The organism is Streptomyces sp. NPDC017225 (assembly GCF_044331465.1).
GTDB lineage: Bacteria > Actinomycetota > Actinomycetes > Streptomycetales > Streptomycetaceae > Streptomyces.
Map to the genome: position 1 here is coordinate 582,995 of NZ_JBIRNE010000002.1, position 19,254 is coordinate 602,248.

The 19,254-nt window shown below is 71.3% G+C and carries 10 protein-coding genes and 1 pseudogene; 6 read left to right on the forward strand and 5 right to left on the reverse strand.

Going from position 1 to position 19,254, the window contains the following annotated elements; genetic code table 11:
- Positions 1-6: 6 nt before the first annotated feature.
- Positions 7-1,323, reverse strand: coding sequence for a sugar ABC transporter substrate-binding protein (locus ACH4NX_RS06360; protein WP_351390870.1), 1,317 nt, complete (start codon positions 1,321-1,323; stop codon positions 7-9).
- Positions 1,324-1,505: 182 nt separating this feature from the next.
- Between ACH4NX_RS06360 and ACH4NX_RS06365 the strand changes: the two genes are divergently transcribed.
- Complete coding sequence (locus tag ACH4NX_RS06365; RefSeq protein WP_351390867.1) at positions 1,506-2,828, forward strand: ROK family protein; 1,323 nt, start codon at positions 1,506-1,508, stop codon at positions 2,826-2,828.
- Positions 2,829-3,085: 257 nt separating this feature from the next.
- Here ACH4NX_RS06365 and ACH4NX_RS06370 read toward each other — a convergent pair whose 3' ends face one another.
- From ACH4NX_RS06370 to ACH4NX_RS06385, 4 genes are all read right to left on the reverse strand, one after another.
- The gene (locus tag ACH4NX_RS06370; RefSeq protein WP_398126849.1) at positions 3,086-5,518 is read right to left on the reverse strand and encodes a glycoside hydrolase family 3 protein; all 2,433 of its coding nucleotides are present in this window, start codon (positions 5,516-5,518) and stop codon (positions 3,086-3,088) included.
- A 179-nt stretch (positions 5,519-5,697) separates the two neighbouring features.
- Positions 5,698-6,765 carry a DUF1996 domain-containing protein gene (locus ACH4NX_RS06375; RefSeq protein WP_398126848.1) on the reverse strand — a complete coding sequence of 356 codons (1,068 nt, stop codon included), beginning with the start codon at positions 6,763-6,765 and terminating at the stop codon, positions 5,698-5,700.
- Between the two features lie 68 nt (positions 6,766-6,833).
- Entirely contained in the window at positions 6,834-8,999 is a 2,166-nt protein-coding gene (locus ACH4NX_RS06380; RefSeq protein ID WP_398126847.1) for a discoidin domain-containing protein, read from the reverse strand.
- Positions 9,000-9,127: 128 nt separating this feature from the next.
- Complete coding sequence (locus tag ACH4NX_RS06385; protein ID WP_398126846.1) at positions 9,128-11,323, reverse strand: discoidin domain-containing protein; 2,196 nt, start codon at positions 11,321-11,323, stop codon at positions 9,128-9,130.
- 590 nt (positions 11,324-11,913) lie between these two features.
- Between ACH4NX_RS06385 and ACH4NX_RS06390 the strand changes: the two genes are divergently transcribed.
- From ACH4NX_RS06390 to ACH4NX_RS06410, 5 genes and pseudogenes are all read left to right on the forward strand, one after another.
- Complete coding sequence (locus ACH4NX_RS06390) at positions 11,914-13,755, forward strand: thiamine pyrophosphate-requiring protein (protein WP_398126845.1); 1,842 nt, start codon at positions 11,914-11,916, stop codon at positions 13,753-13,755.
- A 698-nt stretch (positions 13,756-14,453) separates the two neighbouring features.
- On the forward strand, positions 14,454-15,932 hold the full coding sequence (locus ACH4NX_RS06395; protein WP_398126844.1) for an aldehyde dehydrogenase family protein: 1,479 nt from the start codon (positions 14,454-14,456) through the stop codon (positions 15,930-15,932).
- Between the two features lie 152 nt (positions 15,933-16,084).
- Positions 16,085-16,726 (forward strand): annotated as a pseudogene (locus tag ACH4NX_RS06400) (lipase family protein); the annotation flags it as partial.
- A gap of 78 nt (positions 16,727-16,804) precedes the next feature.
- Positions 16,805-18,148: a glutamine synthetase gene (locus ACH4NX_RS06405; protein WP_398127160.1), complete on the forward strand. Its 1,344-nt coding sequence runs from the start codon at positions 16,805-16,807 to the stop codon at positions 18,146-18,148.
- 62 nt (positions 18,149-18,210) lie between these two features.
- Positions 18,211-19,179: a RimK family alpha-L-glutamate ligase gene (locus ACH4NX_RS06410; RefSeq protein ID WP_398126843.1), complete on the forward strand. Its 969-nt coding sequence runs from the start codon at positions 18,211-18,213 to the stop codon at positions 19,177-19,179.
- Positions 19,180-19,254 lie beyond the last annotated feature (75 nt).

Sequence of the window (19,254 nt, forward strand, 5' to 3'; positions counted from 1 at the left end):
CCGCGCTCACTTCTTGGGCATCTGCTGCTGGGCCTTCTCGAGCCCCGCCCGCACTGACTCGGTGGTCACCGCACGGCCGGCGGCGGCGTCGACGAAGAGCTCCTTGACGGCGGTGCCGACGACGGTCTCGAACTGCGACTCCTCGGGGACCTGCGGCAGCGCCGTGGCGCTGGTGGCGAGGGTGTCCCTGAGCACGGAGAGCGCCGGGGTGCTGAAGGCCGGGTCCTGCTGGGCGGCCTTGACCGGCGGGATGGAACCGTACGCCTCGTTCAGGATGACCTGCTCCTCGTCACTGGTCATGAACTTCACGAACTTCTTGGCGCCGTCGATGTTCTTGGTGTTCTTGAAGACGGCCAGGTTGATGCCGGCGACCATGGAGTTGGTGGCCTTGCCCGGGCCGGGCTCGCCGGACTGCACGGGGGCGGGTGCGACGCCCCACTCGTCCTCGTCCATGCCCTGCGACTTGAAGGTGGCCGACGCCGTCTGCCACAGCACCATGGCCGTCTTGTCCTTGGCGAAGTCGCTCAGGGACTGGTTCTGCGCGTACTCGGCGTTGCCCGGCGCGACGATCTTGTCCTTGGCCATCAGGTCGACGTACTGCTTCACCGCCGCCACCGCGCCGTCGGAGGTGAAGTCGGCCTTGCCGTCGGCGGTGAAGAAGTCCGCGCCGTGCTGCTTGGCCAGGACGAAGACCTGGTGGATGTTGTTCGACAGGTTGGAGCCCTCGGCGCCCAGCCCCCACTTGCCGTCCTTGGAGAGCTTCTTGCCGGTCTCGGCCAGCTCCTCCCAGGTCGCCGGCGGCTTCTCGATGCCGGCGTCGGCGAACATCTTCTTGTTGTAGTAGAGCGCGTAGGCCATGGAGTACAGCGGCACGGCGGCCGGGTCCTGGCCCGGGACGCCGGTGGAGCCGAGCGCGGACTCCACGAAGCGGTCCCTGCCGCCGATCGTCTCGAAGTTCTTCGTGTCCCAGGGCAGCAGGGCGCCGCCGGACTGGAGCGACGCGCTCCAGGTGTTGCCGATGTTGAGGACGTCCGGGCCCTGACCGGAGGTGGTGGCGGTGAGGATGCGGTTGAGGAGGTCCCCCCAGGGCACCACCTCCAGCTTCACCTCGATGCCCGTCTCCTTCTCGAACTTGTCGAGCTCCGGCTGGAGGACCTTCTTGTCCACCTCCAGGTTCGCGCCCTGGTTCGAGGCCCAGTAAGTAAGGGTCTTCGGCTGCTCGTTGGAACCTTCGGTGCCGGTCGACCCCCCACCGCAGGCCGCCAGGGTGAGGGCGAACGAGAGGGTGACGGCGCCGACGGCTGCGGTTCTGCTTCTGCGCATGACTCCAGAGGCCTTCCGGGAGGTGACGAGATCGCTCGTGGAGACGGGCCCGGGCAGCGCTCTGCCGCCCCCGAAACCTCCACGGCTTAATTTAGGATGTGAGTTAAGCTTCAGGTGGAAGAGCGCGTCAAGAGCTCGGCCACAGGTAAGTTGCGGTGACGACTTCGGAGCGAGGGGACAGGGTGAAAGTGCGCAGTGGCCGTACAGTGCGTGACCTGCGGCGGGAGAATCGCACCGCGGTATTGCAACGGTTGTATTTCGACGGACCGCTCAGCCGGTTCTCCCTGGGGCCGGCCACCGGGCTGAGTTCGGGCTCGGTGAGCAACGTGGTCTCCGAACTGGTCGCCGAAGGACTGGTGGAGGAGGCGGGCAGCGTCGACTCGGCAGGTGGCCGGCCCCGCACACTGCTGCGCGTCAGCGCGGGGAGCGGCTACATGATCGGCGTCGACATCGGCGAGACCCGGGTGCGGATCGAACTCTTCGACCTCGCCCTCACCGAGCTGGCACGAGCCGAGAAACCGCTGGAGACCGACGGTCCGAGCCGCCTCGACCGCTACGACGTCGGCGTCGTCGTGACACACCTGCGCGAGGGCATCCGCGAGGTGCTGGACGAGGCCGGCATCGCGGCGGAGCGGCTGCTCGGCGTCGGCATCGGAGTGCCGGGCATCGTCGCCAGGGCCCCGGAGACCGGCGCCGTCGTGCACGGCCAGACGATCGGCTGGGACGCCGTTCCCCTGGAGCGGCTGCTGCGTGAGTCCCGGATCCTGCCCGAGACCGTGCCGTACCACATCGACAACGGCGCCAAGACGCTCGGCCAGGCGGAGATGTGGTTCGGCGCCGGCCGGGGCGCGCAGAACGTGGCGGTGGTGCTCTTCGGCTCCGGCGTCGGCGCCTGCGTCGTCGGTGACGACATGGGTCCGGCCCGGGCGGTGGAGTGGGGACACCTGACGGTGCGGGTACGCGGGCGCCGGTGCCGCTGCGGTGCCCTCGGCTGTCTGGAGGCGTACGCGGGCGCCGAGGCGCTGCTCCAACGCTGGGCGGAGGCGGGCGGACGCCCGCCCGCGGGCGCGGACGAGGAGACGGCGCTCACCGCGATGCTCGCGGCCGCGTACCCGGAACCTGACCCGACAGGGACCGGCCCAAAACCCGATGCCACGGCCCTTGCCGTCCTCGACGAGACCGCCGAGTATCTCGGCGCCGGGTTCTCCGACCTGATCAACCTCTTCCAGCCCGAACGCATCCTGGTCGGCGGCTGGGCCGGACTGCAGCTCGGCCGGCGCTTCCTGGACTCGGTGACGGCCCACGCCACCTCGTACGCCCTCGCCCACCCCGCCGCCCGGGTCCGCATCGACCTCGGCACCCTGGGGCCGGACGCCGTCACCGTGGGCGCCGCGGTGCTGCCGCTCGCCGGCTTCTTCGCGCGCGGCGGCCGGCCGGAGGAGGCCGAAGCGGTGGAGCCGGATCCGGCGTGGCGGACGGCTCTGCGGGAACGCTCGGTGCGGTGAGCGGTGCCCGCGGGCCTCGGCGGAGCTCTCCGGGCAGCCGGACCGGCAGTCTCCCAGGTCTGCCGCCGCTTCGAGCGGGGGACCCGGTGTACGCGTCGAGCCCGGGCCCGTGCGCGGTCGGCCACCACCGCGGGCCGCGTGGTGCCCGGACATCGGCCGGGAGCGCGGTGCCCGGGAAGCCCCCCGCAGCGAGCGCGCGGGTCCCGGCCCGGTGCCGCGGCTCCGGCGCACGCGCCGCCCGGACCGCCCGCCACCCGTCAGGGGGTGCCGACCGTGATCCTCCCCTCCCACCGCGTGTCCCCCGCCGACCTGCCCACCATGAGCCGGTAGGGACCGGGCTCCGTGGCCCAGCCGCGGTTCGTCTCCGACCAGTGCCGCAGGGCGCGCGGGCCCACCACCACCTCGGCACTCGCCGTCCGGCCCGCTTCCGCCCGAAGAGCGGCGTATCCGGCGAACCAGCGCACCGGACGCTCCACCGCCGAACCGGGGCGGGCCAGGTAGACCTGCGCGACCTCGCGCCCTGCGCGGGTGCCCGTGTTGCGTACCGTCACCCGGACCGTGAAGGGCTCGCCCGCGGTGACGTGCGCGGGAGCGTCCACGGCCGTGTACTCCCAGGTCGTGTAGCCGAGTCCGTGACCGAACCAGTAGGCGGGCTCGCCTCCGGCCCGCAGCCACGCCCGGTGACCGATGTGCAGTCCCTCGGCGTAGTCGAGCCGGCCGTCGACCGGCCGGGTACGGGTGACGGGTGCGTCCGAGAGGGATCCGGCCCAGGTGGTGGGGAGCCGGCCGCCGGGTTCGGTGAGGCCGAACAGGACGTCGGCCAGTCCCGCGCCGGCCTCCTGGCCCGGGAACCAGGTGAGCAGCACGGCGCCCGCTTCCCGGCGCCAGGGCAGCTCGACGGGACCGCCGCTGTTGACGACCACGACCGTGCGCGGATTCGCGGCGGCCACCGCGCGGACCAGTTCGTCCTGGTGCCCCCCGAGCGACAGCCCGGCGCGGTCGTACCCTTCGGTCTCGCTGTGCTCGGTGGTGCCGACCACCACGATCGCCGCGTCGGCGTCCCGGGCCGCCCGCACCGCGTCCTCCAGCGCGAGCGCCGGATCGGGTTCCGGCGGAGCAGCGGCGACGACGGTGGCGCGTCCCCGTCCGGGCACCAGTTCGCGTCGGGCCACCACGTGTACGGGACGCCCGGCGGCCAGTACCGTCCGTGCCGTGTGCAGGGGCGGGCTGACGTGGATGACGGCCGGGTCGTCCGTGTCACCGGGGAACTCCCCGTCCAGGAGCGTGCGGTCGTCGACGGTGAGCGTCATGCGTCCGAAGCCCCCGACACCGAACGTCCACTCGCCCGGCCGACGGGCGCGCAGCACGGCGCAGATCTCCACCGTGCGGGCGCCGGGAGGCAGCTCCGGCTCCAGCTGCCGGCCCGAGAGCCGGTGCTCCGCGTACAGCTCCCGCCCCGCCGCGTCCAGCACTCGCAGGCGTACGCCGGGGGCGCCCGAGACCGGGTCGGTGCACCGGTCCGTGCCGAGGGGGGCCGGCGGCGCCCCTGGTGACGGACCGGGCTCGTACACCACCCGGGCGCGTCCTCGCAGCCGGGAGCGGACGCCCGCCAGCGGGGTGACCACGTCGGAGCAGAAGACGCCCGCGCTGCCGCCTCCCTGGACGCGCGGCGACGCGGCGTGCGCGCCGACCACCGCGACGGTGGACAGCCCGGCGGGGTCGAGCGGCAGGACGGCGCTGTTGCGCAGCAGAACCGAACCGGCGCCGACGGCGCGACGCAGCAGCGCCCGGGTGCCGCGGGACGCCGTCGCCGGTGCCCGGCGCGGGCGAAGCGGTCCCAGCGCGCCCACGCGGCCGGCGAGGCGGAGCAGCCGGCGCACCTTGTCGTCGACCGCCCCCTCACGGACCAGGCCGTCCTTCACCGCCCGCACCAGCGCCCCGCCCCAGAAACCGTCCGGGCCCGGCATCGCCAGGTCGAGGGCGGCGCGACCGGTCTCCCCGGTGGTGCGCACGGCCGCCCAGTCGGAGACGGCGACTCCGTCGAACCCCCATTCCCCCTTGAGGGGTTCCGCCAGGAGCGGGCTGGCCGTCATGGTCGTACCGCCGACGGCGTTGTAGCCCGCCATCACGAGCCACACCCCGGCCTCGACGGCCGCCTCGAAGGGCGCGAGGTACACCTCTCGCAGGGTGCGCTCGGACACCCGGACGTCGACGGTCAGCCGGTCGGTCTCGGAGTCGTTGCCGACGTAGTGCTTGGCGGTGGCCGCCACCCCGAGGGCCTGGACGCCCCGGATCAGCGCGGCCCCGGTACGGCCGGTCAGTTCCGGGTCCTCGGAGAAGCACTCGAAGTGCCGGCCGCCCAGCGGACTCCGGTGGAGGTTGAGCGTGGGGGCCAGCACCACGTCGACGCCCCTGCGGAGGGCCTCGGTGGCGAGCAGGCCCCCGAGCCGCTCCACCAGTTCCTCGTCCCACATGGCGCCCAGCGCGGAGGCGGAGGGCAGCAGGACCGAAGCGCGCCGATCGTCCCATGCCTCGCCACGCACCCCGGCGGGCCCGTCCGAGGTCACCATCTCCCGCAGTCCGATCCCGGGCTCACCGGCGGTGCGCCAGGTCGTCGCGCCGGTGAGCAGGCGCACCTTCTGTTCGAGGCTCAGCCCGCCGATGAGCCGGTCGAGTGTCTCGTCGTCCATTCCCCGCCCCACTTCCCGCCCCCGCCGGACTGGGAGAGCGCTCTCCCAACCATTCGACGAGCTCCTCCCTTTCGTCAAGCCCTCCCCGGACCGGCGGCGGACGCAGGCACGCGGGCAGCGGAAGGGGCCCGACGGCACCCGCGCCGAGCGGGTGGTCGGGCCCCTGGGAACCGGACGGGTCAGGGCAGACGGTGGTCCGCGTTCAGCACCGCGCCGCGCTCCGGGTGGTTCTGGTCGTAACCGCGGGTGTCGCACTGGAGGCCGCCCACGATGCAGTGGTCGACCAGTGCCTTGAGGGTCCGCTCCTCCCAGGCGTTGAAGAAGTCGTAGTGGAAGGAGTAGCCGCGTCCACTGGCCAGGCGGACGTCGCTCATGTCGCCGTTGACCGGGAAGGCCATCTTGAACTCGATCATCGGCAGGGCGACCGGGTGGGAGGCCGGGCACATGTTGTCGTTGGTGCCGGGTTTGACGACCGGGTAGGCCATGTGGCTCTTGTGGTCGGGGGTGTCGAGGTGCTTGCCGTCCCAGCAACTGGGTGCCTGGAAGCGGAGGTTGAGCTGGACGTCGGGCCGGCCCGGGCAGCTCGCCGGGAAGTCGACGTTGAAGAAGCTGTCACCGCACTCCCAGCCCTCCACGAAGCCCTTGTGGCCGCGGAACTCCTGGGCGCTCTGCATGGGGTCGCCGACGACGTACCGCAGTCCCTTGGGGAAGGGCCGCACACTGGTGTAGTCGGTGACACCGGCCTTGTAGTAGATGACCTGCGGGCCGACGGGGAGGATCTTCTCGTCCCCCTTGTACAGGGACGGCATCCAGTACGCGGAGGCGTCGGCCGGTGCGAGACAGGTGGTGTCGCCGCCGTAGAGGCTCGCCGTCGTGCTGCCGGCGTTCGTCGACGTGTTGCCCATGAAGGTGTGGTCGTGGGACCTGCCCGGCTGCCCCGGGTACACGATCGGGTCGTCCGGCGCGGTGTGCGTGACGGCGCAGTCGGCCTGGAACTCCTTGTGGTAGCGCGGGGGAGGGGTGGCCTCGGACGGGGTCACCCCGGTCACCGGGGGAACGGCCGGGATGTACCCGTCGCCGTCGGGATCGTCGGCGGACGCCCGGGTCGACGCCGCCGTGGTGTGCCCGGCGTGAGCGCCGGCCGGGGCGGCCGGGTCGGCCGCCGTGGCGACGGTGCCGACACCGAGCACACTTGCGATCAGGGCGCTGCCGAGTAACAGCGCGGGGAGTTTCGAACGTGGTCTCATGGGGCCTCCTGCCCGCCGAGGTGCCGAGTGGGGGTGGTGCGAAGGGCGCCGCCGGACGCCCTTCGCCGTCAGCTGTAGATGCCGAACTCGTGCAGCGAGTAGCCCCAGCCGGTGCCACGCCCCGTCAGGTGCAGTCGCACGTGCCGTGCGGTCTCCGTGACGTCGATGGTGTCGATGTCACCGTTGCCGGCACTCGTGGTGTGGACCGTGCGCCAGGTGGTGCCGTCGTCCGAGACCTGGACCTCGTAGGACTTGGCGTAGGCGGGGTCCCAGACGAGCTGGAGCTCGCGGATGGGCGTGGCGGTGCCGAGGTCGACCTGGATCCACTGCGGGTCGCTCCAGTCGCTGGCCCAGCGCGTGTCCGTCCTGCCGTCCGTCGCCTTGGTGGGCTCGCACGGGCAGTCGCCGTACGACGGCTGGAAGGAGGACGCGGTGGTGGGCTTGTTCAGCGCCACGTTCGTGCCGGTGACCGGCGGGGCGACGACCTTCACCGACTTGGTCTCGATGCCGGCGTTGCCGCGGCCGTCCTCGGCCTGGATGTACACCTTCCACACGCCGAGCTTCTCCGGGGCCGTCACGGCGAAGGTGCCGTTGCCGGCGGATCGCCACTCGGCCTCCACCAGGCGCTTGTCGCCGCTCGCGTAGTTGCCGCTGAGGAAGACCTTGTACGTGATCGGGTCGCCGTCGGGGTCGCGCACGTCCGCCCGGACGGTGAACTCCTCGCCCGCCGCGGCCGACGAGGCGGGGTCGACGGCCATGTCCGTGATGACGGGCGGGGTGTTGTCACCGCTGGTCGATCCGCTGTACGCCTTCTTGACGGCGTAGTAGGACAGCCTCTTCAGCCCGTCGGGCACCAGGTTGAACCAGATGCCGCCGAAGTCGTGCTCGACGCCGTAGTGGAAGAGGGTGGCGCCCAGCGCGACGCCCTCGTGGCCGGTGACGCAGTCCCAGGCCTTGGCGTACCCCTCGGCCTTCTGCACGTCGGTCGGCTCGTCGGGGACGCCGTTGGCGTCGTCGGGCACCTCCCACTCACCGGCCGGACCGCCCTCGGTGATGATGTACGGCTTGGTGTAGCCGCCCTCCTCCCAGTCCTCCTGGACGCCGCAGATGTCGCCGTAGGAGTTCATCGAGTACAGGTCGAGGTCGGGCGCGTTGCGCTTGTAGTACGGCCAGGCTCCCGTCCAGGCGTCGGTGGAGGTGACGGGGTGGTCGGGGTCGATGCTGTGGATCTTCTTGGCGACGTCGTTGACGAAACCGGTGTAGGCGTTGCGCTGCGTCTCCAACTCCGCCCCGCTGTAGCAGTTCTGCAGACCGAGGACCGACTCGTTGCCGACGTTCCACATGAGGGTCGCCGGGTGGCTCTTGTAGGCCTCCACCCACTTGGCGAACTCGGTGAGCATGTTGTTCTTGTACGTGGTGTCGGTGACGTAGTCGACGCAGCCGCCGGAGCCGGGACCGCCGCCGGGCTGCAGCCAGAAGCCGTTGACGACGCGGATGCCGTGCGCGGCGGCGCTGTCGAGCAGTGGCTTGGTGCCGCCGTCGGTGCCCCAGGTGCGGATCGTGTTGACACCCATGGACTTGACGTCGGGCATGTACTTCGGGGCGTCCGCGATGGAGGGGCCCCAGGTCAGACCCTTGACGGTGTACGGCTGGCCGCCGACGGTCAGTTGCCAGTCCCCCTGGGAGCCGGTGACCTCGACGGCTCCCGCGGTGGGCAGGGTGGCGTCCGTGGTTCCGTACACCTGGAACTCCCACAGGGAGTATCCGTAACCGCCGGACCGCTCGGTGCCCAGCATGCGGACGTAGCGGCCGGAGCCGGAGACGGCGACCTCGTCCGTGCCGCCGTCACCGCCGGTCACGGTCTGAAGGGTCCGCCAGTCCGTGCCGTTGTCGGACGCCTGGATCTGATAGCTCTTGCCGTACGCGCCCTCCCACGTCAGCACGACACGGCTGAGGTCTGACCGTTGTCCGAGGTCGACCTGGAGCCACTGCGAGTCGCTCCACCGGCTGGCCCAGCGGGAGCCGGTGAGGTTGCCGTCGACGGCCGCCGAGGGGGCGTATCCGTCGCCTTCCTGGGACGAGGCGGTGGCGGGTCTGCCCTGGGAGAGCAGGGTCTCCGCGGCCTCGGCGGGCGGGGCGGCCAGGGCGAGCGACGACGCCACCAGCGCGCCGAGGGCGAGCAGGGGGAGGGCGCGGCGGCCGGATGGTCTGCGGTACGGGAGTGCTGTGGACACATCTGCTCCTGGCGGGTTGGGGAGAGCCGACGAGGTGAGGGATGAGGGAGCACCGCGTGATGGCCCCTCCGGGCCGGGGGCGTGGGGGTGTCATCCGGCCCGGAGGGGAGTTGTGGCGGACGGACAGGTCAGGGATAGGACACGACGGTGGACGGCACGGTCGTGGTGCCGGCGGGCACCGTGGACGCGCCGGTGTCGTTGATGACGTGGTTGTAGTGGCCCATGCCGCCGAGGGAGACCACGAGGAGGCTGTGGAACCTCACCCCCGGTTTGACGGGCGCCTCGAAGCCGCGGTCCTGGCGGATGCCCGGGTCGACGTTGTAGTTGCAGTAACTGCCCAGCCCCCATGCCTCATGGGTGTCGACCGAGTCGTCGACCCGGTAGGCGGCGTATCCCTGCGTCGCACCGTTCTGGATGGCGGCCTGGTTCGGGGCGTCGTACGCCTTCTCGTTCTGGTAGAAGATCGTCCGGCCGCGTTCGCCGTACCACTCGACGTCGTACTTGTTGAAGTGCTCGACGAACAGTCCGGTGGCCAGGACGTCGTCGCCGTTGACGCGGACGCCGTAGTCGGCCCGGTTGGTCTCCCAGCCGACGCCCTCGCCGTGGTCGGCCCGCCACACCCAGGTGTGGTCGATGATCGTGTCGTGGCTGTTGACCACCATGCTGGTGGTCGCCTTGCCCGCACCCGCGCCACCGATGCGGATGTAGACGTCCTGCACGGTGGTGGGGTTCGCCGCGTGGTCGGCGGACGCGCCCTGCTGCCCGATCTCCAGAAGCGTCGGGGAGTTGACCGGTCCGGCGTCGATGAGGAAGCCGGCGAGCCGTACGCCGTCGACGTCGGCGACCTTCATGGCGGTCACCCCGTTGTCCGGGATGATCGTGGCGAGGCCGAGGCCCAGCACGATGGTGTCGGCCCGGTTGACGTTGATCGTCTGGTCGACGTGGTAGACCCCGGGGGTGAAGAGCAGGTGCAGGCCCTGGGCGAGGGCGGCGTTGATGGTGGCGGCGGTGGCGCCGGGCTTGACGACGTAGAACTCGTCCAGCGGGATCGACTCGCCCTGCGGGGTGCCGCCCGCCCAGGTGGTGCCGCGGGCGTTGGTCCGCTTGGCGGGCGCGAAGACCTTGTACTCGTCGCCGTCCAGGTAGAGGAAGGGCTTCTCGCGGGAGATCGGGGTCGTGTCGAGCGTGGTGTAGCGGGGCTCGGGGAAGCTGGTGGCGGGAGCGCCCTCGACACCCGAGAAGGTCTGGTTCCACACGCTGTTGGACCAGCCCCCGATCGAGCTGTCGCGGGTGTACCACTGCTGCTGCGAGTAGTTGCCGACCTGGCCGTCGATCTTGCTGTCGGCGATGTAGCCGCCGCTGGCCCAGCCGTAGCCGTTGGGCGCGAGGTTGAGGCCGCCCTTGACGTGCATCCGGCGGAACGAGGAGGCCTGCGAGACCGCCCACCGGTTGGTGCCGTTGACCGGAGTCACGGCGAGGTTCTCCGCGCCGCGCCAGAAGTTCTGGGTGGCGTTGCCGTTGAACCAGCCGGCGTCGACGGTGATGTCACCGTTGATCGTCGTGTCGTCGGGGCGCAGGCCGAGACCGAGGATCTGGGTGTAGAAGCCGATCTGGGCGTTGAGGTTGTCGTAGGTGCCCGGCTTGAAGAGGAAGGCGTGCCGGCCGGAGCCGAACTGCGCCGACTCCTGCTCCTCGAAGACCTGGTCCAGCTTGGCCTGGATGCCGGGCGTGGACGGGTCGAAGACGTGCACGTTGGGGCCGAGGTCGCCGCCGCCCGGGATCACGGGGCCGGGGTCGTCGCCGGTGGTGCCGTACACCTTGAACTCCCAGAGGGAGTAGCCGTATCCGGTGGCGCGGGTGGTGCCGAGCATGCGGACGTACCGGGCGGTGCCGGAGACGTCCACGGTCTCCGTACCACCGGTGCCGGTGGTGGTGGAGTAGGCCGTCGACCAGTCAGTGCCGTTCTGGGACGTCTCGATGCGGTAGGACTTGGCGTGGGCGGCCTCCCAGCGCAACTCGACCTGGCTGAGGGAGACGGGGGCGCCGAGGTCGACGCGGATCCACTGCGGATCGGCGGCGGCGCTGGACCAGCGGGTGCCGTTGTCGCCGTCGACGGCCGCGGTCGCCGGGGTGCCGTAGTGCTCCTCGCTGGAGGCGGTGACCGGCTTGCCCTGGGACAACAGCACGGGCGCGGCCTGGGCCTGCGTGGCGGGGACGACGGCGAGCAGGGCGGCGGCCAGGGCGGTGACCAGGACGCCGACGAGCCCGCGGCGACCGGGTCTGCGCGACACCGGCGCCGCCGGGGGTATGCCGACAGTGGGCATGGAGAGACTCCTTGACGCGGATGGGTGGGAGAGCGCTCTCCGGAACCTTGCCCGGCGTGCCAGTCGCGGTCAAGGTTCCTGACAACCCTTTTCTTTTGACTTTCATTAAGCCTGGTGGGTGGTCGCACCGCTGCTGCTGTGCAGGGAAGGTCCTGACGCGCGAAGCGCCGTTGCCGGCCGCGGGGTTGGGTCCGCTGCGCACGCGGGCCGGGGCGCTCGCCGTTCACGTGCTGACGACGGTGGCGCACGGTCGGGCTGGTGAACAGCGGCGCGGCTCCTGGATCAGCATGGTCCTCCGTCAGAGCGGCACCGTTCCTGTGCGCGTGTCCACGCAGTCGAGGGTGAGTGACGAGGTCCTGCCGAGCACCGGCGACACCGACGAGGGGTGCGCGGTCCCGTTCAACGTCCGGCGAGGGCGACGAGTCGCGTCGGCGGTACCGAACAAGGGCTTCCGCGCGCGTCGAGGGCGCCGGAGGCGGCCGGCAGGGCGATGGCTCGGCTACGGCGTTTCCCCGCGATTGCCAGGGTTACCCGTGCGCTGTCGTCCGCCGTCGTGCGGAACTCACCGAAGCAGGAACGGAGCACCGCCCATGGCGAGCATGAAGGTGTCGGACTACATTCTCCAGCGGCTGCGCGACTGGGATGTCGACCATGTCTTCTCCTACGCCGGCGACGGTATCAACGGCCTGCTGGCGGCCTGGGGACGGGCGGACAACAACCCGAAGTTCGTGCAGGCGCGCCATGAGGAGATGGCCGCCTTCCAGGCCGTCGGATACGCCAAGTTCTCCGGCAGGGTCGGGGTGTGCGCGGCCACCTCCGGGCCGGGTGCGATCCACCTGCTGAACGGCCTGTACGACGCCAAACTCGACCATGTACCGGTCGTGGCACTGGTCGGGCAGACCAACCGCAGCGCCATGGGCGGCTCCTACCAGCAGGAAGTCGATCTGGCGAGCCTCTACAAGGACGTCGCTTCGGATTTCTGCGAGACGGCGACCGTGCCGGAGCAGCTGCCGAACCTGATCGACCGTGCCATGCGCACCGCCTACGCCAGGCGGACCGTCACCGCGATCATCCTGCCGGCCGACGTGCAGGAGCTGGACTACTCGCCGCCGGGCCACGCGTTCAAGATGGTGCCGTCCAGCCTGGGGCTGGGCCGCTCCGCGCCGGTGCCGTCCGACGAGGACCTCCAGCGGGCCGCGGACGTGCTGAACGCCGGCGAGAAGGTCGCCGTCCTGGTCGGACAGGGCGCCCGCGGCGCCCGCGAAGAGGTGGAGCGGCTGGCGGAGGTGCTCGGCGCCGGCGTGGCCAAGGCCCTCCTCGGCAAGGACGTGCTGGCGGACGACCTGCCGTACGTGACCGGCGCCATCGGCCTGCTGGGCACCCGCCCCTCCTACGACCTGATGCAGGACTGCGACACCCTGCTGATGATCGGCTCCAGCTTCCCGTACACGCAGTTCATGCCGGAACTGGACCAGGCCAGGGCGGTGCAGATCGACATCGACCCGCACATGATCGGTCTGCGCTACCCCTTCGAGGTGAACCTCGTCGGTGACGCGCGCGAGACGCTGCGGCGGCTGCTGCCGCGCCTGCACCGCAAGGAGGACCGGGCCTGGCGGGAGAAGGTCGAGAAGAACGTCTCCCGCTGGTGGGAGGTCATGCAGCGCCGTGCCGCCGTGGACGCCGACCCCGTCAACCCTGAGTACGTGGTCCACGCCCTGGACGGCAGGCTGCCCGAAGACGCCATCGTCACCGCCGACTCCGGCTCCGCCGCCAACTGGTACGCCCGCCACCTGCGCTTCCGCGGCCGCATGCGCGGCTCCCTGTCCGGCACGCTGGCGACGATGGGCCCCGGCGTGCCCTACGCGATCGGCGCCAAGTTCGCCCACCCCGACCGCCCGGCGATCGCCCTGGTCGGTGACGGCGCGATGCAGATGAACGGCATGATGGAGATGGTCACCGCGGCGAAATACCACCGTGAGTGGTCCGACCCGCGGCTCATCGTGGCGGTGCTGAACAACGGCGACCTCAACCAGGTCACCTGGGAGATGCGGGCCATGTCCGGCGCCCCGCAGTTCGAGGAGTCGCAGCACATCCCCGACCTGCCCTACGCCGAGATCGCTCGCAGTATCGGCCTGGACGGCGTCCGGGTGGAGAAGCCCAAGCACGTCGAGGCGGCCTGGGAACAGGCGTTGGCCGCGGACCGCCCGTTCGTCATCGACTTCCGCACCGACCCGGCCGTGCCGCCCATCCCGCCGCACGCCGAACTGGACCAGATCGAGGCGGCCGCCACCGCGATCCTCCAGGGTGACAGCGATCGCGGCTCCGTGATCAAGCAGGGCTTCAAGGCCAAGGTGCAGGAAATGCTGCCCGGCAGCCGGCACCGCGGCGACCGGCCCGGTGCCACCGACGACAGCAGTCGCCCCGGCGACTGACGGCGGTCGCGGACCGGGCGCGGCCCTCCCCACCGGCGTCAGCCGTTGGCGGGGGCCGCACGCCACTGTTCGACTCGCAGGCGCCTCGGGCGTGCGCCTGCGGGGACGGAAGCGGCTGTCACCGATCGCTGCCGCGGGCAGAGGTCTCCCGCCCGATCGGGGCCAGGTGCCCCGCGCCCCAGGCATCCGAACGCGTGTGAGCCGCCTCTTTTCGTGGTACTTCGCCCGGCATGGCGATGGCTGGTATCGAGCTCAGCGGTGCCGCGTCCAGCGAGCGCATCAGGATTCCCGCCCGCTGGGCCATGGACGGCGAGAACGTCCCCCTGACGGTGACATGGCCCGGCGTGCCCGACGAGGCACCAGAACCCGCACGGCCACGCGAGGACCCGGACGCGCCGTCGGGGCCTTCCTGCACTGGCTGGTCACGGGTGCCGACCCGCACCGCGGGGGCTGGACACCGACGAGACACGGCCGGGCAGCCAGTCGCACCGCGTCCTCACCGGACGTCGCCACGGCCGAAGACGTCCATGCGTTCGGGACAAGCAGCGGACCGCCTACGGCACCCCGGTCGGCCCGTACCGGCGCTGACGCCGCCGTCCCGTCCCCCGTACCGACCGCGGGCCGTCCGACGAACGGCGAACAGCGCTCCCGGCGCGAACCGAATCCGGTGACGCGGCAGGCGACGACAAGGAGGCACCATGGCGCGCACGGCCACCCAGGGCACCTACACAGGCTTCGACCGCATGCTCATCGCCGGCGAGTGGCGTACGGGCACGGCGGGACGCTCCCGGCAGAACACCGATCCATACACCGGAGACGTCCTGACGGAGACCGAGCTCGCCGGTACGGACGATCTGGACGAGGCGTACCACGCCGCGCGGGAGACACAGCAGGAGTGGTCCCGCAGGCCCGCCGAGGACCGCGCGGAGACCATGCGACGGGCGGCCCGGATCCTGGCCGACCGTGAGGCCGAACTCACCGGCTGGCTGCAATGCGAGGCGGGCGCCACCCGCCCCCGCGCCGCCATGGAGCTGACGCTCACTCGCGCGGTCACCGAGCGGGCCGCCGCACAGGCCGACCGGATCAACACCTGGGTCAGCGCGGGCTCCGACATGAAGGACAAGGAAAACCGCGTCTACCGCACGGCTGCGGGCGTCGTCGCGGTAATCAGCCCCTGGAACTTCCCCGTCCATCTGTCCAACCGGTCGGTCGCGCCGGCGCTGGCCCTCGGCAACGCCGTGGTACTCAAGCCCGCCGGTGACACCCCGGTCACCGGCGGGCTGTTCCTGGCGAAGGTGTACGAGGAGGCCGGTCTGCCGCCAGGCCTGCTGAGCGTGGTGGTGGGCAGCGGCAGCGACATCGGGGACGCGATCGTGGAGCACGCGGCGCCCCGGGTGGTGTCCTTCACCGGCTCCACTCCCGTGGGAAGAGGTATCGCCGCGAAGGCCGGAATCAAGAGACTGGCGCTCGAACTGGGCGGCAACGGCCCCCTGGTGGTGCTGGACGACGCCGACCTGGAGCAGGCCGTCGCAGGTGCCCTGTACGGCAGCTACTTCCACCAGGGCCAGGTGTGCATGGCGACCAACCGCGTCATCGTCCACACCGCGGTGTACGACGCCTTCGTCGAACGCTTCGTCGCCGGTGCCCGCGCCCTGCGCTACGGCGACCCGCGCGACGCCAGTACGCGGCTCGGCCCCGTCATCAACGACAAGCAGCTGAACTCCATCCGTGAGAAGGTCGCCGGTGCCGTCGAGGACGGTGCCGAACTGGTCCTCACCGGCGAGCCGACCGGACCCACCGGACAGGTCCTGCCGCCGCAAGTCCTGCTCGGTGGCAACGACGTCACCACTGCCGGGGAGGAAGTGTTCGGCCCGGTCGCGACCGTCATCAGGGCGGACGACGAGGAGGACGCCCTGCGACTCGCCAATGACACCGAGTACGGCTTGTCCAGCGGCGTGTACACACGGAACACCGACCGGGGCCTGCGGTTCGCGCTCAGGATGCAGGCGGGTATGACGCATGTGAACGACACGACCGTGCACGACGACGCGCACATCGCTTTCGGCGGTGAGAAGGCATCCGGGCTGGGACGCTTCGGCGGCGACTGGGTCGTGGACGAGTTCACCACCCACCACTGGGTGAGTCTCCAGCACGCGCCGCGCGAGTTCCGCTACTGAGCGATGGTCGTCCCCCCCCACCGAGGCAGTCGAGTGACGGTCCGGGCGCGTGGCGCCGATCGGCCGTAACAGCCCGTGTACCACGGGCAGCGAAGGCGCCTGGCCACATCTCGTGCGGGCGCGTCCCGGCTCCAGTGCGAGAAGTATCAGCGATGTCCGTGCCGTCGACCATGGACCACTCTGCCACCGGCTACAGCCTTGCCCACGCGTACCGGCTGGCGAAGGCATCCGGCCTCGCCTACGTCCCCGCGATCGAGAAGCAGGTACGCGCCTGGGGCTTCGACCAGGTGCGGCACCGCTATGTCCCCCACGGCTTCGCCGAAGCGCCGGAGTCGATCCACCCCGAGGTCGCGGACGCCGTCGCGGAGTACCGCACCAACGGCCAGACCGCCTGGTTCACCGGACACAGCCTCGGCGGAGCCCTGGCCATGCTCGCCGGTGCCCGCATGTGCCTCGAAGAGCCGCGTCCGGCCGCCGACGGCGTGTACACCTACGGCCAGCCCCGCACCTGCGACCGGCTCCTGGCCACCGCCTGCAACAAGGGCTTCAAGGACCGGATGTACCGCTTCGTCGACAACAACGACGGCGTCCCCCGGTTGCCGCCCGAGCCCGCCCACACCCACGTCAACACACTGCGCTACTTCGACTCCCGCGGAAAGCTCCACGAGACCATGCCCCTGCTCGGCTCACTCACCGACCGGGCCAGGGGCCTGACCGTTCACCGGTGGCTGCCGCCTTGCCCACGACGGGCTGAATCACCGAGCCGACCGCGGACCGCAACCCTGGAGCGCTCCTTCGGCCGATCGGGTGGTGGTCGCGCCTGTGGGGGAGTGGCGGGAGGTTTGAGGACTTGCTCAGTTGATCATGTCGGCATGGCTGACCGAGCGGCGTGGGTGGAGCGGGCGATGGCCGGCATGACCGAAGCGGGGGTGCGCGTCGTCGCGCTGAGCTGGGTCGACAACGCGGGCATCAGCCGGGCCAAGGCGGTGCCGCTCGGCCGTCTGCACCAGCTCGCGGGCCACGGCGTGGGGATGTCCCCGGTGTTCGACACGTTCCTGGTGGACGACTCGACGGCCCGTGCGGACGGTCACGGCGGCCCGTGCGGCGACCTGCTCCTGCTGCCGGACATGAACCGGCTCGTCCCGCTGGCCGCACAGCCCGGCTGGGCGTGGGCGCCGGCAAACCGCTACGGCCAGGACGGTGCCCCGTACCCGGGCTGCCACCGGTCCTTCGTCAACCGCATGGTGCGGCGGGCGGCCGATCTGGGACTGAGCCTGCTCATGGGGTTCGAGACGGAGTGGAGCCTCGGCCCCGGCGGCCTCGGCGACGGCCCGGCCTACGGGCTGTCCCGGCTGGCGGATTCCGGTGCGTACCTCCTCGACGTCGTCGATGCGCTCACCGCACAGGGCGTGGAGGTCCTCCAGGTGCACCCGGAGTACGAACCGGGCCAGTTCGAGGTCTCCACTGCCGCCGAGGACCCGCTGGGCGCCGCCGACACCGCAGTCCTGGTCCGGCACACCGTGCGCACCGTCTCCCACGCCCATGGGCTGCGGGCATCCTTCGCCCCCCTGACGACGCCCTCCGGCATCGGCAACGGCGGGCATGTGCATCTGAGTCTGTGGCGCGGCGAGGAGAACCTGATGCACGGCGGTACGGGGCCTCGCGGCATGACGTCGGAAGGCGAAGCCTTCCTCGCCGGCGTCCTGCGGTCGCTTCCCGCCCTGACCGCCATCGGCTGCCCCGCCCCGGCCAGCTATCTGCGGCTGGCGCCGTCCGCCTGGGCGGGCGCCTACCGCTGCTGGGGATGGGAGAACCGGGAGGCGGCGCTGCGCTTCGTCACAGGACCGGCCCACGAGGCGTCCCGCTGCGCGAACGCCGAGCTCAAGTGCTTCGACCAGGCGGCCAACCCGTACCTGGTGGTGGGCTCGGTCATCGCCGCGGGCCTGGCGGGGTGCGAGGAAGCGCTGTGCCTGCCCGAGGAGTACTCCGACGACCCGGCCCACGCCGACCCCGTCGAGTTGGAGCGGCGGGGCGTCGAGCGGCTGCCGGCCGGCCTGGACGAGGCCGTCCGGCACCTCGAGGGCTCGGCGGTGCTCCGTAAAGCGATGGGCGACCACCTCTTCGGCTCGGTACTCGCGGTACGCGACGCGGAGAGCGTTCTCTTCGCCGACAGCACCCGGACCCAGACCGTCGAAGCCACCCGCTGGCGTTACTGACCCAAGCGTGTCGCAGACGCACCGACCAATCCGGCACACACCGTGAGTGAGGAGAACCAGCCATGTATCGAGTGCAGGTCGCCTTGGTGGAGTCCCGTGTCCCGGAAGAACCCGATGACGACTTGGCTCCCCTGACCGCGGCTCTGGCACGGGTCGGTGTCGAGGCGGTGACGCTGCCCTGGGACGAGCCCGTGGACTGGAGCCGGTTCGCCGCCGTGCTGCTCGAGTCTCCCTGGGACTACCCCAAGCGCAGCGAGGAGTTCCTCGCCTGGGCCCGCCGGGCGGCCACCGAGTCGATGCTGTGCAACTGCTTCCCCATGGTCGAGTGGAACAGCGACAAGCGGTACCTGGCCGACCTCGCCGCCGACGGCGTGCCGATCGTGCCCAGCACCTGGACCGGCCCGGGCGATCAGTGGGCTGCCCCCGCCCAGGCCGAGTACGTCGTCAAACCGTCCGTTTCCTGTTCGGCCAAGGACACCGCCCGCTACGGCCCCGGAACGGCAGAGCGGACGCGAGCGCACCGCCATGCCCGAGAACTCCTCGAACGCGGCCGGACAGTACTGACCCAGCCCTACCAGCACGCCGTCGACGCACACGGAGAACTGTCACTGATCTACCTCGACGGCACCTACAGTCACGCCGTGCGGCGCAGCGCCCTGCTCAAGCCCGGCGCCGAGGCACAGGACGGCCTGCTCGCCACCGCGACAATCACGCCCTGTGCGGCGACCGGGCCGGAACTCGACTGCGGCGACGCAGTCGTCAAGGCCGTGGCCGGCCGCTTCGGTTCCCCGCTGTACGCACGGATCGACCTCGTGCCCGGCCCCGAAGGCGCCCCGCTGCTGCTGGAGTGCGAAGTGATCGAGCCCTCGTTGTTCCTTGCCCACTGCGTCACCGCCGCCGACGCCCTGGCCGCAGCCCTCCTGCGGCGCCTCACTCCTCGGGCCACCGAACAGCCCTCTACCGGCAGCCGCCCCGAGTACGGTCTCCCGGACACCGGCGGCAGCCAAGAAACTCCCCGCACAGTCAGTTGAGGCCGCGTACCAGGGCGGCCAACCCAGGGGTGCGCGCCCGTCGGCCGCACCAGCGGATCGCCCAGGCGCGGCTCG

What these genes read in the sequence shown, in the direction of transcription:
- ACH4NX_RS06360 (WP_351390870.1), bottom strand. Translation starts at nt 1,323, where the DNA reads ATGCGCAGAAGCAGAACCGCAGCCGTCGGCGCCGTCACCCTCTCGTTC.
- ACH4NX_RS06370 (WP_398126849.1), bottom strand. Translation starts at nt 5,518, where the DNA reads ATGGACGACGAGACACTCGACCGGCTCATCGGCGGGCTGAGCCTCGAA.
- ACH4NX_RS06375 (WP_398126848.1), bottom strand. Translation starts at nt 6,765, where the DNA reads ATGAGACCACGTTCGAAACTCCCCGCGCTGTTACTCGGCAGCGCCCTG.
- ACH4NX_RS06385 (WP_398126846.1), bottom strand. Translation starts at nt 11,323, where the DNA reads ATGCCCACTGTCGGCATACCCCCGGCGGCGCCGGTGTCGCGCAGACCC.
- ACH4NX_RS06390 (WP_398126845.1), top strand. Translation starts at nt 11,914, where the DNA reads ATGGCGAGCATGAAGGTGTCGGACTACATTCTCCAGCGGCTGCGCGAC.
- ACH4NX_RS06395 (WP_398126844.1), top strand. Translation starts at nt 14,454, where the DNA reads ATGGCGCGCACGGCCACCCAGGGCACCTACACAGGCTTCGACCGCATG.
- ACH4NX_RS06405 (WP_398127160.1), top strand. Translation starts at nt 16,805, where the DNA reads ATGGCTGACCGAGCGGCGTGGGTGGAGCGGGCGATGGCCGGCATGACC.
- ACH4NX_RS06410 (WP_398126843.1), top strand. Translation starts at nt 18,211, where the DNA reads ATGTATCGAGTGCAGGTCGCCTTGGTGGAGTCCCGTGTCCCGGAAGAA.